General features: G+C 60.9%; 14 protein-coding genes. 2 read left to right on the top strand and 12 right to left on the bottom strand.

What is annotated here, in order from left to right; genetic code table 11:
• The first annotated feature begins 51 nt into the window (after positions 1–51).
• Positions 52–1,359, top strand: coding sequence for a hypothetical protein (locus O3299_RS21460; RefSeq protein WP_099665204.1), 1,308 nt, complete (start codon positions 52–54; stop codon positions 1,357–1,359).
• A gap of 124 nt (positions 1,360–1,483) precedes the next feature.
• On the opposite strand, the gene O3299_RS21465 is transcribed toward O3299_RS21460, so the two are convergent.
• Together O3299_RS21465 and O3299_RS21470 are read right to left on the bottom strand one after the other, a co-directional pair.
• Positions 1,484–2,605, bottom strand: coding sequence for an acyltransferase family protein (locus O3299_RS21465; RefSeq protein ID WP_305063162.1), 1,122 nt, complete (start codon positions 2,603–2,605; stop codon positions 1,484–1,486).
• A gap of 255 nt (positions 2,606–2,860) precedes the next feature.
• Entirely contained in the window at positions 2,861–5,524 is a 2,664-nt protein-coding gene (locus tag O3299_RS21470; protein ID WP_099665205.1) for a TonB-dependent receptor, read from the bottom strand.
• A 388-nt stretch (positions 5,525–5,912) separates the two neighbouring features.
• Between O3299_RS21470 and O3299_RS21475 the strand changes: the two genes are divergently transcribed.
• Positions 5,913–6,653: a GntR family transcriptional regulator gene (locus O3299_RS21475; protein WP_099665206.1), complete on the top strand. Its 741-nt coding sequence runs from the start codon at positions 5,913–5,915 to the stop codon at positions 6,651–6,653.
• A gap of 192 nt (positions 6,654–6,845) precedes the next feature.
• Here O3299_RS21475 and O3299_RS21480 read toward each other — a convergent pair whose 3' ends face one another.
• From O3299_RS21480 to rpsP, 10 genes are all read right to left on the bottom strand, one after another.
• Positions 6,846–8,312: a carbon-nitrogen hydrolase family protein gene (locus O3299_RS21480; RefSeq protein ID WP_305063163.1), complete on the bottom strand. Its 1,467-nt coding sequence runs from the start codon at positions 8,310–8,312 to the stop codon at positions 6,846–6,848.
• A complete protein-coding gene (locus O3299_RS21485; protein ID WP_305063164.1) occupies positions 8,309–9,127 on the bottom strand; it encodes an AraC family transcriptional regulator in 819 nt (272 codons plus the stop codon). The genes O3299_RS21480 and O3299_RS21485 overlap by 4 nt, the downstream gene beginning before the upstream one ends.
• Before the next feature lie 78 nt (positions 9,128–9,205).
• Positions 9,206–9,655 (bottom strand): CBS domain-containing protein, encoded by a 450-nt coding sequence (locus O3299_RS21490; protein WP_035825422.1) that lies wholly within the window; start codon positions 9,653–9,655, stop codon positions 9,206–9,208.
• A gap of 81 nt (positions 9,656–9,736) precedes the next feature.
• Positions 9,737–10,072 (bottom strand): DUF3579 domain-containing protein, encoded by a 336-nt coding sequence (locus O3299_RS21495; RefSeq protein WP_029496213.1) that lies wholly within the window; start codon positions 10,070–10,072, stop codon positions 9,737–9,739.
• 225 nt (positions 10,073–10,297) lie between these two features.
• Positions 10,298–11,257: a CobD/CbiB family protein gene (locus O3299_RS21500; protein WP_099665209.1), complete on the bottom strand. Its 960-nt coding sequence runs from the start codon at positions 11,255–11,257 to the stop codon at positions 10,298–10,300.
• A 97-nt stretch (positions 11,258–11,354) separates the two neighbouring features.
• Positions 11,355–12,014 carry a CoA pyrophosphatase gene (locus O3299_RS21505; protein WP_305054388.1) on the bottom strand — a complete coding sequence of 220 codons (660 nt, stop codon included), beginning with the start codon at positions 12,012–12,014 and terminating at the stop codon, positions 11,355–11,357.
• Between the two features lie 78 nt (positions 12,015–12,092).
• Positions 12,093–12,476, bottom strand: coding sequence for a 50S ribosomal protein L19 (gene rplS, locus O3299_RS21510; protein ID WP_035825414.1), 384 nt, complete (start codon positions 12,474–12,476; stop codon positions 12,093–12,095).
• 134 nt (positions 12,477–12,610) lie between these two features.
• Positions 12,611–13,357, bottom strand: a complete 747-nt coding sequence (trmD, locus tag O3299_RS21515; protein WP_251349893.1) for a tRNA (guanosine(37)-N1)-methyltransferase TrmD — start codon at positions 13,355–13,357, stop codon at positions 12,611–12,613.
• A 50-nt stretch (positions 13,358–13,407) separates the two neighbouring features.
• Positions 13,408–13,965: a ribosome maturation factor RimM gene (gene rimM / locus O3299_RS21520; RefSeq protein ID WP_077400554.1), complete on the bottom strand. Its 558-nt coding sequence runs from the start codon at positions 13,963–13,965 to the stop codon at positions 13,408–13,410.
• A 13-nt stretch (positions 13,966–13,978) separates the two neighbouring features.
• Positions 13,979–14,230, bottom strand: a complete 252-nt coding sequence (gene rpsP, locus O3299_RS21525) for a 30S ribosomal protein S16 (protein WP_010395524.1) — start codon at positions 14,228–14,230, stop codon at positions 13,979–13,981.
• Positions 14,231–14,258: the final 28 nt, after the last annotated feature.

Consider the following 14,258-nt stretch of genomic DNA (forward strand, 5'->3'; position numbering starts at 1 on the left):
TGCGGCTGCCAGTGCAGGTGCGTATTTTTGTTATTGATTGAAGGATTGACCATGTCCCAATTCCGTCTTGCCCGTCTTAGCCTGCTCCTGGCCGCCATCGGCCTGAATGTCCTGCCATCCCTGTCGCACGCGCAGGATGCCAAGCCAGCCGCCGCCGCTGCCGCTCCGGCCGACTCGGTGCGCCCTGAAGTGTTCAAGCTGCTCGATCCGACCGCCGTGAAGGCATCGATGGATGCCAAGAATTACGCCGACGTGCAAAGCCGCATCGACCAGGCTGCCGCCATGCCGGCCCTGACGCCATATGAAACGTTCGTGCTGAACCGCCTGCGCGTGGCGCTGGCCTCGACCACCAACAATGCGCCTATGGCCATGACGGCACTGGAAGCGGTGATCGAATCGGGCAAGCTGGACAAGAAATCGGAAGGCGACTTCATCCAGGCGCTGGCGAACTACCACTACAACGCCAAGGATTACCCGAACGCCATCAAATGGTTCACCCGTTACCAGACGGCAACGGGCGACGTAGCCTCCGTGCGTCCCTACATCATCCGCGCGTATTACTTCAGCAATGATTTCGCGCGCGCCAAGCAGGAACTGATGGCCGACGTGACGGCCAAGCAGCAAGCGGGCAAGACGCCGACCATCGAAGAACTGCAATTGCTGGCCAACACGGGTTCGAAGAGCAAGGATCCGGCCACCTACCTGATCGCCATGGAAAACCTGGTGCGCTACTACCCGTCGGATGACTACTGGAGCGACCTGCTGGGCCGCCTGCAAGGCAAGGCCGGTTACTCCGACCGCTTCGCGCTGGACGTGCTGCGCCTGCAATTCAAGGCCGTCGACACCATGCCGCCACAGGACTACAGCGACATGGCTGAAATCGCCTTGCAAAACGCCTTCCCGACGGAAGCGAAAAAAGTCATCGACGCCGGCTTTGCCAAAGGCGTGCTGGGCACGGGCGCGAATGCTGCCAAGCACAAGAAACTGCGCGACCAGGCCAACAAGGCTGCCGCCGACGATGCGAAAAACATCGCCAGCGGCGAAGCGTCGGCCATGAAGAGCAAGGATGGCACGGGCTTGATCAACCTGGGCTACGCCTTCGTGACGATGGACCAGTTCGACAAAGGTATCGACCTGATCCAGAAAGGCATCGCCAAGGGCGGCCTGAAACGTGCTGAAGACGCCAAGCTGCGCCTCGGCTACTCCTACGCCATGGCCGGCAAGAAAGACGACGCCATCAAGGTCCTGGAAACGGTCAAGGGCGGCGACGGCGTGGGCGACCTGGCCCGCTACTGGATCCTGTGGCTGAACCGTCCTGCCACGGCAGCAGCGGCGGCACCGGCAGCAGCGGCACAGTAATTCCTGCGCCCTCAAGCAGACGCAAGGCAGTTCCCGGCTCAGGCCGGAGCTGCTTTTTTTTCGTCCATCCACCCAAGAATGGGTATCGCCGCCCTGGCCACGCGGCATGGGCTGACGTCAAGTTTCAGACCTTGATATAGATCTTGCGCTTGTCCATCGCGTAGGCGATCAGCCAGCACAGCAACATGAAGCTGACGGCAAACAGCATGGATCCCACGCGCGCCGGCGCCCAGCCCGTAAACCACTGCTGGTACAGCCACTGGTACAGGTTGACGCCACCAATGCGCACGGTAAACGCGACAATCACCAGCACTTCCGACACCAGGTAGATGAACAGGGTGTTCTTGCCGAAGACTTCAAAGAAGTAGGTCCAGCCCGTCATTTGACGCACGTCAATGATGAACATCAGCAGCGCCAGCAGCAGCAAGTCCAGGCCGATGCCCAGCATGACGTAAGAGCTGGTCCACAGCTTCTTGTTAATCGGAAACACTTCATTCCAGCACAAAGCCACCGCCACGCAAATGGCGCCGGCCACGGCCAGCTGATACAAGCTGGAGCGCAGCCGCGCCGGCGCCGCCTGGCGCAGGAAACTGCCCGCCAGGTAGCCGGCGATCACATTGACAATCGAGGGCAAGGTGCCGAGGATGCCTTCCGGATCGAAGGCGATGCCTTCACCATGGTACAAATGGCTGTCGCCCAGCAGAATCAGGTCCAGCTTGGCCGGCGCGTTGCCGTGCAAGCTGTAGTCGCCAAAGCATGCCAGGATGGCCCAGTAGCCGAGCAAGGCGCAGGCGCTGAAGATCAGCGCGCCCCGCGTCTTCCAGTAATGCAGGATCAGCGCGGCGGCCAGGTAGCATACGGCGATGCGCTGCAGCACGCCGGGGATGCGCGTGTGCGACAGGGGCGACCAGGCGAACTGGCCCGCGTCGTCGATCTTGAAGAAGGGGAACCAGTACAGCAGGAAGCCCAGTAAAAAGATCAGCGCGCTGCGCTTGCACAGCTTGGCCAGCACGGCGCCATGGCCCAGGTTTTCATACTTGCCCAACGCAAAGGCCAAGGCATTGCCGACGACAAACAAAAAGCTGGGAAAGACCAGGTCCGTCAGGGTAAAACCATGCCATTCGGCATGCAGGAACGGGGCATACACGCTGCCCCAGTCGCCGGGCGTATTGACGACGATCATCAGGGCCACGGTCAGGCCGCGCAGGACGTCGAGGGCGAGGTAGCGTTGAGGTGCAATAGTCATGATCAAACAAATCCAAATAAGAAAAACCGCCTTCCTGCTTGCGGCAAGGAGGCGGCAAAAAACCTTGCGCCGCAGGATACAAGCTTGACAGCGCAAGTCATGCTGGCAACCGGCGGGGACAGCCCTGGCATGAACAAGCCAGAAGCCGCCCAGCCGGTGAGCGCAAAAAAAAAGCAAGCCCCTGAAGCAGGAACTTGCTTGAAAGACCGAGGAAGACCTGGCCTGACGCGGACGCATCAGGCCTGATCGTCTTGCTTACAGCTTGCCGCGCAAGCCCAGGTAGAAAGTACGGCCGTTGCTATAGAAAGCGCGTGGCTGTTCCTTGTTTTCGGCGTACATCTTGATGGTTTCATTGGTCAGGTTAAGCGCATCGAACGTGATCGTGAAGTGTTCGTTGATCTTGTAGTTGAGCGAACCGGCCAAAGAGCTGCTGTCGTCGACGTGCTGGCTGGCGCCACGGTCCACGCCGGCCTTGTAAGCCGAGCGATAGTTGTAGGCCAGGCGCGCGCTAAAACCGTGGGCTTCATAGAAAGCGGTCAGGTTATAGGTATTTTTTGATGCATTCAGCAGTTCACTGCCATCGTTCAACTTGCCATCGGCATAGGTGTAATTGGCCAGGACGCCGAAATCACCCAGCACCGGTTGCTGGTAGCTCAACTCGACACCCTTGTTCTTGCCCTTGGTATTGAAAGATTCGGTAATTTGATACAGGTTGTTAGCGCCGACCTTGGTGTTGAAATAGGTCGCATTGACGTTGCGCTGTGCCACGATCGAGTTCAAATCCATGTAGAAAATACCGGCCGACACCGCCGATTTCGGTGCGAAATACCACTCGGCACTGACTTCGGCATTATTCGAGCGCACCGGATTGAGATTCACATTCCCCTTGGTGCCGCTGATGGTATCGTCATTCAGCGCAACAGCGCCACCCAATGCGCTATAGTCGGGACGCGCAATGGTCTTTGCCAGGGCCGCGCGCACGACGATATCGCGGTTGACATCAAACTTGATGTTGGCGCTAGGCAGGAAGTCATTGTAGCTGCGCTCGTAGGTGTTTTGCGAGTAATCGCCAAATGCCGTGGAGAGCGGGCCACCGCTGGAGTTGACCGTCGTCGTTTGCTTGGTGTGCACGGCACGCACGCCGAAGTTACCACTCCAGTTATCGCCAGCCACATTGGCCATGCCGTACACGGCCTGGGTTTTTTCTTGCAGTTTGAACTCATCCTTCCAGTTATGGCGCACCACGCGGTCCACGTTGCGGTTGCCTGGCACGGCACCCCAATTGGCCAGCGCCTGGCCATCGTACAGGAAGTAATTGTTTGGCACGTTTCCACCCAAATTGTTACCATAATTGCCTGGGAACATGGTGCCATTCCAGACGGGACCTGGATTGATAAAACCTAACTTGCCAGGGCCGGCTTCATACGGGTGCTCGGCGCTACGTTTATGATCAGTGAAGCGTGCGCCAAACTTGATGGAATCCCAGATGCCGCTCGACAGGCGCAATTCGCCATCGATCTGCGTGTAGAGTTCCTTGTCGACCGATTGCGATTCGCCGCCGCCGATCCAGCCGGTTCCCTGTGGCGAGGAAGTATTACCACCTGGATAGGAAACGGTCGCCGGGTTCATGCCGTTGAGTGCATACGCCATGCCGCCATTGACATTGTTTTGATAATAAACATCGTCGCGGTCGTAACCCACGCCGTGGGTCTTGCCCAGTTTCCCGGTAAAGGTCAGGTCCTTGCTCGCGCGGTACTTGAAATTAAAATCGAGATAGTACGTCTCGCCGCCGGCATCGGGACGGTAGGCATTGTCTACTTCCCCAGCATTGGAGGCGAACGTAGCGCCGACCAAGGTACCGTTCTTGACGGTGTAATTTGTCGGAACAAGGTTCGAACGATCCGCACGGACCGAATTGCCGGGCGCTGCCAGGAAATTGGTATTCTGGTTAGGCGCCTTCAACTGGGAGTAGAAGCCGTTAAAGTCCAGGGTCAAGTCTTTGTTGGGCTTGAATTCGACGTCAAACGCGCCGCCTTCACGCGTTTTCTTTTGGGTGAAATAGCTCGCGCCAATAAACGTAGGTACCCGCACGCCGACCAAGGACGGATCGGCCTTGGCCGCCGCGCTATCCGCAGTAATGCTGGTGTAGCCCAGGATTTCCTGGCCATCGCGGCGTACCGACGTCTTTTGCGAGAATCCCTGCAGCATGACGCCCAGGGTATTGGTATCATTTTTCCAGTTCACCAGACCGGAGAATTGCGGTTCTGTTTTGCTGGACAGGTCATTGTAGACAGCCTGTATCGAACCTTCGGCCGTGATCTGGTTCTTGAATTCCAACGGACGGCGCGTAATCACATCGATCGCACCGGACACGCCGCCTTCCACCAGATCAGCGGTGGCGCTCTTTTTCACCACTACCGAGCTCACCAGCTCGGACGGCAGCAAGGAGAAGCTGCTGCTGCGGCCCACGTTGCCACCGTATTGATTCAAGACAAACCAGTCGCCCGTGCTGATGGCATGGCCGTTGAACAGGGTTTGCTGCAGGCTGGGGCTGGTGCCGCGCAGGCTGACGCGGTCGTTTTCGCCGAAGCCGCCTTCACCACCGGCCGACGATTGGGTATTCACACCTGGCAGGCGCTGGATCGCGTCAGCCACGTTACGGTCAGGCATCTTGCCGATATCTTCGGCCGTCACCACTTCCACCACGGAATCCGCATTGCGTTTTTGCTTCAGCGACTTTTCCAGCGAGGCACGCACGCCGGTCACGGTGACGGTCGTCACGTCGTCGGCGGGTGCTTCTTGCGCCTGCGCCGAAAAAGCCAGACCAGCGACCATCACGGCAACGGCCGCGGCGATCGGCGTACGGCTACGCGATCCGGATTTCACGACGGCAGCTGCAGGTGTCAAATTGCGTTTCATGTACTCCCCCTTGATTTAGGCTCCAGGATTGGAACCTTTTCATTTTTAACGTAGGTCTTCTTTCCAGCCCGCCCACTCACGCCGGCATGCTGCAGACCCTTCGGCACAACCACTTACAAAACCAATTCAACGCCAATATACTACTATCCAATACCAGAACACTACCAGTTGCAACTTTTTTTTTATAACGTTGTTTGAATCACACAGACCACTTTATCTAAATCAATCCGTAGCCCGTATGCGCGGCTTAAATACGCGGGAAGCCAGGCATAAATTGTTGGCCTGATAATTCAAATTGGTTTTATAACGGCCTTTTTTGGTATTATCCAGCGACACAAAACAGATACAGAGCGCGTCTGCAACGCGCCGTAACGGAGACCCTCAGCGTATGACAACCCTCGCTCACATCATGCAAGGCCTGGGGCAGACGAGTAGCCTGCCCCTGTACCAGCAACTGCAGCGCGCGCTGCGCGAAGCGATCGACAAGCGCATCCTCGGCCCCGAGGAAGCCTTGCCGGCCGAACGCCAGCTGGCCAGCGACCTGTCCGTTTCGCGCATCACCGTGCGCAAGGCCATCGATGGCCTCGTCAACGAGGGCTTGCTGGTGCGGCGCCCCGGCTCGGGCAATTTCATCAATACGCGCATCGAGAAAAACTTCGCCAAGCTGACCTCGTTTTCCGAGGACATGCGCGCGCGCGGACGCACGCCGCGCAGCGTGTGGCTCAAGCGCGCAGAAGGCACCGTCACGCCGGAAGAAGCCTTGCGCCTGCGGCTGTCGCCGGGCGCGCCCGTGTACCGCTTCCACCGCATCCGCTATGCGGACGAGGTGCCGATGTGCCTGGAGTACGCGACCATCGTCGCCAGTTGCCTGCCGAACCTCGACGCCGTCGACGTGTCCATGTATGACGCGCTGGAACAGGCGGGCAACCGGCCCGTGCGCGCCTTGCAGCGCCTCAGCGCGCTTTTATTGACGGGGGAGCAGGCCAGCCTGCTGCAGGCGGAGGAAGGCGACGCGGGCTTGTCGGTGGAAAGGCTGGGCTTTTTGCGCGATGGCCGCGCCGTGGAATTCTGCCGCTCCTACTTCCGCGGCGATATGTATGACTTCGTGGCCGAATTAAGTACCAATTAATACCGGATGCACGAATTTCTCAATACCAGATAACACCACTTATTGCAGTGCAATATATATGCCGGCATCGCGCCTATATATGCACGGCAATGGTGCAATCATCGGCGGCGATTATGTGGCTGCCTGCGCAGAATATAAAAGAAGGCTGTGCAATACGGTTTTGCGCGTTGCAACAAAACGGGGCGTTATGCGTCAAACGGCAGGCGCGGCGCGGCGACCCACGCCGAGCGGGATCACGCTAAGCGCCACGCACAGCCAGCCGAACAGCGGCCCCAGCCAACCAGCCCAGGGGGAGACGGACGGCTGCGCCGGCAGCGGCGCCAGCAAGGTGCTGCCCGGCATGGCGCTGCTGGCCCGCTCCGCCAGCACGTTCCCATACGCATCGCTGACCGTCAGCACGCCCTCGCGCGCCGCGCGCAGCACCGCATAACCGTTTTCCACGCCGCGCACGATGGTCATGCGCGCCCCCATCCAGGCATCGACCTGGAAATCCCAGGCCGGCACCAGCATCGCTTGCGCGCCGGCCGCGCCATACGCCTGCCCCAGGGGCGCAAAATGCATGTCCTTGCAGATGGCCAGGCCCATGGCGAACTCCGCCACCGGCTGCACGGCATAGGCGCTGCCAGCAAGAAACTCGCGCTCGGGCGGCGCCAGATGATGTTTTTGATAGCTGACCGGCGCGGCGCCATCGGGCGCGAACAGCCAGGCCAGGTTGCGCCGCCCGGCAGCGTCCTGCACGCCGATACCCAGGATAATCCACGCGCCCGTGCTGCGCGCCAGCGCCTGGAAACGCTGCCGCACGGCATCCGCCTGCGCAGGGGCCAGCACGGCTATCTTTTCCGGCAACAGCACCAGCGTGGCGCCCTGCCCGGCCAGTTGCCCGACATGGCGCGCGTACTGGTCCCAGACGGCTTGCGCGCGCGTCGGCGGCGTGGCCGGACCGATAAAGTCATCGATGGCCACCAGTCCCGCCAGCGGCCCGCCAGGCGCCGGCGCGCCAGACGTTCCCTGCACGCGCCAGGCGCCGCCGGCGAACGCGGCCGCCAGCAGCAGCGCGGCCGCGCCCGCCGCTGGCGCATATGCGCGGCCGCCCGCCAGCAGCAAGGCCAGCGCGGATGGCGCCAGGCACAGCAAGAACAACAGGCCAGGCACGCCCGCCAGGGCCGCCACCTGCAGGATGGCAAGATTATCCGCCTGCGAATACGCGAGGCTGCCCCAGTTACCATCGGGCAGCAAGGCCGCCATCACCGTATCGATGGCCACCCACAGCACGGGATACGCCAGCACCGTCCAGCCGGAGCGGTAGCGCAGCACGAGGCGCCGCGTGGCCAGCACCACCAGCAGCCACAGCAGTGCCTTGACGAACATCACGGCCAGCACGGCCGGCAAGGGCATGAGCAGGCGAAAATAGGCAACGTTCGATGACAGGCCCAGCAAGGCAGCCAGGAACGTCATCCAGGCCGCATCGCGGCGCGACGAGCGCAGGGCCAGCCACAGCACGGGCAGCGGCGCGCACCAGGCCAGCCAGCCCAGCGGCTGCGGCCCCAGCACCCAGTACAGGGGCAGGCCCGCCGCCAGCGCGGCGGCGGTTTGCAACAGGCGCTGGCGCAGCGCGGTGCCGCCGGCAGCCGGCGCAGACAAGGTATGGAGCATGGTCATGCTTTCAAGGGGAGCCAGATTTCCACGCCGCCGCTGCCGCTGACGGGATCGAAATGCTGGTCGTAGCGTTCAAAATCGGGCGCGTCGGCCACTTCCAGGCCGGATCGGGGCAGCCACTCGTTCCACACCGTGTGCCAGGTGGCGCGGATGGTAGAAATGTGACCGCGGTGATGAAACACGGCATAGCGCCGCGGGGCGATGCGCAGCCGCGTCCAGCCGTCGGGGGCCTGGGAAAAGTCGTTCACGGGCATGGCGCACAGGTAATCGAAATTGCCTGCATCGTCATTGTTGCAGCACACGCCATACACGAGCTGGCCGGGCGCCGCATGGGGCAGGAAACGCTGCCACAGGGCGGGGATGCCGGCAGCCGTTTCTGCGCGATAACGTTCGACGAGGCCCGCCACCAGCAAGGCGGGGCCCTGCTCGAAACGGGGTGCTTCCAGCGCCACGCCAGGCTCCACATCCAGTTTGATGGCCTCCACCAGCGCGAGGTTGGCGACATGGCGCTGGGCCCGCACCATTTCCGGCGTGCGCTGGAACTGCTCACGGAAGGCCCGCGTAAACGCCTCGTGGGAACTGTAGCCAGCCTGCAGGGCGACGGCGAGGATGTCTTGCGCGCCCTGCGCCAGTACGCGCGCCGCCTCGCTGAGCCGGCGCGCCCGCACATAGCGCATCACGGAATGGCCCGTGGCCAGGCCAAACGCGCGCGTCAGGTGACACGGCGAGGCGCCGCCCACGTGGGCGATGTCGCCGAGCGAGATATTCTCCGCATAATGCGATTCGATATACCAGAGTGCCTTGGCCAGATAGTGCATGGACGCTTCCCGTTGAACGAGCTGCGACTGTAGCATTTTCAGATCACGAGGATTTGACTGAAATTGCGCAATGCAGGCTTATTTGCGCGTGCGCTTTTCGTAAACCAGCTGGCCGCTGCTGATGCGCGCCAGTTCGGCCATTTCCTGGGCCAGGAAGGCGAGCAGGTCGTCGATGCTGACGACGCCGGAAAGCGCGCCCAGGCTGTTGACCACGGGCAAGCGGCGGATGCCGTTGACGCGCATGCGTTCGATGATGTCGTAGACGTCTTCGTCTTCGCTGGCCGTGAGCAGTTGCGCGCTCATGATGTCGCCCACCAGCAGGCTGGCGGGGTCGAGGCCCAGGGCGATGACGGAAATGACGATGTCGCGGTCGGTGAGGATGCCGATGGGGACGCGCTCGCCGTTCGGCTGTTCGGCCACGATCAGGTCGCCCACGTGGTGCTGGCGCATCAGCAGCGCCGCATCTTGCACGCTGGTGTCACGCTGGCAATGGATGGTGTGCAGGGTACAGATGTCGCCGATGCGCATGTCGCCACTCCGTTTGAGGCAGAGTGTCCACGCTACGCCAGCCCACCGTGGCGGGCTTGAGGCAAATCAATGGAGCGGTACTTACTTTTCTTCGGGGGGCGGCAGGAAGCAGGCTTCGACGATTTGCAGGTCGTTATCCTTGGCAAATTCGCGCACGAAGTGAAACGCCATCGGCTCGATCTCGCGCAACTTCGTGTTGACGACCACCGACTTGACGCCATTGACGACGGTCGGGCGCACGTAGGGCGAATACTGGAGGTGCGCATTGCGCCCGCCGCCTTCGGGATTGAAACAGGACATCACTCCGCAAAGGCGCTCGGCCCAATCGCTGGGTCGGAATTGCTTGCCATTGCTGGTGAGACCAAGGATGAAGAACTCGTCTGAGAGTTCCCCTGTTTTTTGAGATAACTCGGCCATGTGGCTTGTCGGGACTGGATTGCGTGAATGGCCCCGGCGGGTAAGCCGGGCTGGTAATTCAACTACGTTTGCTGCGGTAAGCCAGTATTATATCTTATAGAAGACTTGGGTTCTACCTCGATCTGCCCTGACGATGCAAACAGGGGCCGGCACGCGTAACGCGCCAGCCCCTATTTTAACCTTGTTCCAAGCGCCAGGCGCATGGATGGCGCGTGTGCGTCCGCGTCAGCCGAGGAAAACGGCGCCCGACATCAACAACAGCAGCAGCATCCACAACAGCAAGGCGCGCCAGACGAGGCCCACCGTGCTCTGCAAGGCGCGTGCGCCTGGCTCTTCGCCCGGCAGGATATCGCTTTCGCTGTCGCTGTCGTCGACGGCCATGTCGGGCGTGACGACCACGCGGGCCGCCGTTTCCGCCGGCGTGCCCAGGCGCACGCCCATGGCGCCGCCGCCGGCCGTCAGGATGATGCCGATGGCCTCGTCCTGCCAGCGCTGGGCGAAATTGCGCCAGGCGTAGATGGCATCCTCGAAATTGCCGACCACGGCAAACGCCACGGCCGTCAGGCGCACGGGAATCCAGTCGATCAGGTAAAAGGCGCGCGCGGCGAACTGGCCGAACGCTTCATTGCGCATGTGCTCGGGCTCGTTCCAGGCGCGCGCCAGGTATTCGGCCACGCGGTACATCACGGCGCAGGCAGGGCCCAGCGGCATGAGGAACCAGAAGAACACGCCAAACACATTGCGATGCGTGGTGATCAGGGCTTTTTCCACGGCGATGCGGGCGATTTCGCTCGCTTCCATGCCTACCGTGTCGAGCTTGGTCCACTCGGCCAGCAAGGTCCGCGCGGACGCCTCGTCGCCGGCGCTCAGGGCCAGCTGGATCGACGTGAAGTAATGGCTGTAATGGCGAAAACCCAGGGTCAGGTAGACGATGAGGACATTCCAGACGAAGGCCAGGGGGGTCAGCTGGTAATGCCGCAAGAGCCAGTACACGCCGGCCGTCGGCACCATCAGCACGCCGATCATGAGGAACCAGCCCATGCGGCCGTGGTTGGCGTGGCCGGCATTGAACCAGGTCTCCATGCGCATTGCCAGGCTCTTGATTTCGGCGTAGATCGGATTGTCCGCGCGCAAAGGTTTGAGCTGCTCGATCAGCAATGCGCAAAGTATGGAGAGAAATGTCATCAATGGTCCTTTTTGTCTTTTTCAGCAATACCGCAATGCCCGCTACGATAGCGCAGTGCAGTGCTGGAATCAAACTTATTACGTGCGGGGTGCCATTTTACGCGCGCAAGAGGTGAAACAGATTGCGCAGCATGCCGGCGGTGGCGCCCCAAATGTAGAAGCGCTCGTAGGGCATGGCGTAGAACGAGCGCCGTCCGCCGGGCAATTCCACCGACAGGCGCTGGTGGTTGAGGCCATCCATGAGGAAGGCCAGCGGCACTTCGAAGATTTCCGCCACTTCCGACGGGTCGGCGCGCAGCTCGAACGGCGGCGTCACCAGGCCCACCACGGGCGTGACCTGGTAGCCGGTGCCCGTCAGGTAGTCGGGCAGGCAGCCCAGCACTTCAATGTGTTCGCGCACCAGGCCCACTTCTTCTTCCGTTTCGCGCAGGGCCGTGGCCACGGGCGAACCATCGAACGGTTCGCTGCGCCCGCCCGGAAAGCTGACCTGGCCCGCATGGCTGCTCAGGTGGTCCGTGCGCATCGTCAGCAAGATGGTCAAGCCCTGTGGCCGTTGCACCAGCGGAATGAGCACGGCGGCGCGCACGGGCACGGCGCGGGCGGACAGGAAATCCTGGGTAATCTCGGGCTGCCAGTCCGGCTGTTCGGCCAGGCGCCGGCGCAGCCAGTCCGGCGTCAGGCGTTCGGCGTCCAGCGCCGCCTCGCCGGCGATCGAATCGATGGCGAGTTGTTTGGGATCAAATGCGACGGTGGCCATGGCAGCTTGCCTCAATAGCAATTCAGAATAAAAAAGGGGCGCCGAGAGGCACCCCTTTTCCCAACGCAGACGCTGATATTACGCGCTTGCTTTCGCCACAACGCGGCGATTTGGCAATTTTTCTTTGATACGCGCCGATTTACCCGAACGCTCACGCAGATAGTACAGCTTGGCGCGGCGAACATCACCACGGCGTTTCACTTCGATCGAAGCGATCAGCGGCGAGTACAGTTGGAACGTACGCTCAACGCCTTCGCCGGACGAGATCTTGCGAACGATGAAGTTCGAGTTCAGGCCACGGTTACGACGGGAGATAACGACGCCTTCGTAAGCCTGGGCGCGCTTGCGCGTGCCTTCGACTACGTTGACGCTGACGATAACGGTATCGCCTGGTGCGAAGTCAGGAATCGATTTACCCAGACGGGCGATCTCTTCTTGCTCTAATTGTTGAATCAAGTCCATTTTTATAACTCCGAAAACCATCATGCCGGCGCACTGTGGATAGCGTGCTATCCGCCCGGTAGAGGATGGGTATTACCAATTTGGGCAACATGCCCGGCACTGCAAAGCCACCCTGCTGGCCGTCCGAGGACGGTTTACAGGCTGGCCAGGAATTTTTCGTCGGTCTTGCTGAGCAAGCCGGCGGCGCGCGCACTGACCAGCAGGTCAGGCCGCTTTGTCGCGGTCGCTTCCAGCATGCGCTGGCGGCGCCACTTGACGATCTCGGCATGATTGCCCCCCATCAAGACGGGCGGCACGGCCATGCCTTCATAGCTTTCCGGCCGCGTGTAGTGCGGCGAATCGAGCAAGCCATTGACGAAGCTGTCCTCGATGGCCGATGCCTCGGTGTTCAAGACACCCGGCAACAGGCGGATCACCGCATCCATCAGCGCCATGGCGGGCAGTTCGCCGCCCGACAGGACGAAGTCGCCGACGCTGATTTCTTCGTCGACGCAACGGTCCAGCAAACGCTGGTCCACGGCTTCATAGCGGCCGCACAGGATCACCAAACCGGGTTCGGCTTTCAACTGCGTGACGCGCTCGTGCGTCAGCGGACGGCCTTGCGGCGACATGAACACCACGCGGGGCGCCGCCAGGCCGAGATCGGACTGACGTTGCTTCGCGGCATTAATTGTCGCTTCGAGGGGACGGGCCATCATCACCATGCCGGGGCCGCCGCCATACGGGCGGTCATCCACGGTACGGTGATTGTCGGTGGTGAAATCGCGGGGATTCCACAGCGACAAGCCACATTTCCCCTGCTCGAAGGCGCGCCGGGTCACACCCGACTGCGTCAGCGCGGCAAACATTTCCGGGAACAGGGTCACGACATCAAATTGCATCGCTCACCATCCTGCAAAGTTTGCCCGGCGCAAAGTTAAGCGCAGGCGGTTTAATAATCGAGGCCCCAGTCGACCGTGATCTTGCTGGCAGCCTTGTCAACGTTAATGACAAACTGACCAACAAACGGGATCAGGCGCTCAGGCGCCTTTTCAACGGTCTCATCGGCAGTGGCGACGGGCGTAACGCGCAAGATCGACTGCGGACCATTGCTCATCATGTCGTGCACTGTGCCGAGGCACTCGCCTTGCAAATTCTCGACTGTCAGTCCGATCAGATCGGACCAATAAAATTCATCGGCCGACAGCGTCGGGAAATGGCTACGCGGAATTTGCACAGAGACGCCTTTCAGCGCTTCTGCGGCATCCCGCCCGACCACACCCACCAGCTGGGCCACGACGTCGCCGCCGTGTAACTTCGCTTGCCTGACTTGAACATCATGCAAGGTCGGTTTATCAAACCACCAGGTTTTGACGCTTAATAATGCATCCGCGTCGTCGGAGAAAGGAGTGATCCTAACCCCGCCAGCAATGCCATAAGCACCGGAGACATAGCCTACCTGTACCAGGTCATCGGGGACTTTCACCCCGGATGCAGTCTTGACCGTCAAACCAGTGATCTAATTAAGCTGCTGCTTTGTTGTTGCTAGCTACCAAGCGAGCAACGGTTGGCGACAATTGTGCGCCAACGCCTTGCCAGTAGGCCAGACGGTCTGCGGTGATACGCAGTGGAACTTCGCCACCTTGCGCCATCGGGTTGTAAAAACCGATACGCTCAATGAAGCGACCATCGCGGCGATTGCGCGAGTCAGTAGCGACGATGTTGAAGAACGGGCGCTTCTTGGCGCCTCCACGAGCTAAACGAATAACGACCATAATATTTCCAAAAAGTGTGCTGAGGCGG

This window comes from Janthinobacterium sp. SUN176, assembly GCF_030587335.1.
Taxonomy (GTDB): Bacteria; Pseudomonadota; Gammaproteobacteria; order Burkholderiales; family Burkholderiaceae_D; genus Janthinobacterium; species Janthinobacterium kumbetense.

Coding starts and splice junctions, on each gene's coding strand:
- O3299_RS21495 (WP_029496213.1), bottom strand. CDS start 10,072: ATGGCCGAGTTATCTCAAAAAACAGGGGAACTCTCAGACGAGTTCTTC.
- rplS (WP_035825414.1), bottom strand. CDS start 12,476: ATGGACTTGATTCAACAATTAGAGCAAGAAGAGATCGCCCGTCTGGGT.
- O3299_RS21460 (WP_099665204.1), top strand. CDS start 52: ATGTCCCAATTCCGTCTTGCCCGTCTTAGCCTGCTCCTGGCCGCCATC.
- O3299_RS21475 (WP_099665206.1), top strand. CDS start 5,913: ATGACAACCCTCGCTCACATCATGCAAGGCCTGGGGCAGACGAGTAGC.
- O3299_RS21505 (WP_305054388.1), bottom strand. CDS start 12,014: ATGGCCACCGTCGCATTTGATCCCAAACAACTCGCCATCGATTCGATC.
- trmD (WP_251349893.1), bottom strand. CDS start 13,357: ATGCAATTTGATGTCGTGACCCTGTTCCCGGAAATGTTTGCCGCGCTG.
- O3299_RS21490 (WP_035825422.1), bottom strand. CDS start 9,655: ATGCGCATCGGCGACATCTGTACCCTGCACACCATCCATTGCCAGCGT.
- O3299_RS21465 (WP_305063162.1), bottom strand. CDS start 2,605: ATGACTATTGCACCTCAACGCTACCTCGCCCTCGACGTCCTGCGCGGC.
- rpsP (WP_010395524.1), bottom strand. CDS start 14,230: ATGGTCGTTATTCGTTTAGCTCGTGGAGGCGCCAAGAAGCGCCCGTTC.
- O3299_RS21480 (WP_305063163.1), bottom strand. CDS start 8,312: ATGACCATGCTCCATACCTTGTCTGCGCCGGCTGCCGGCGGCACCGCG.
- O3299_RS21500 (WP_099665209.1), bottom strand. CDS start 11,257: ATGACATTTCTCTCCATACTTTGCGCATTGCTGATCGAGCAGCTCAAA.
- O3299_RS21470 (WP_099665205.1), bottom strand. CDS start 5,524: ATGAAACGCAATTTGACACCTGCAGCTGCCGTCGTGAAATCCGGATCG.
- O3299_RS21485 (WP_305063164.1), bottom strand. CDS start 9,127: ATGCACTATCTGGCCAAGGCACTCTGGTATATCGAATCGCATTATGCG.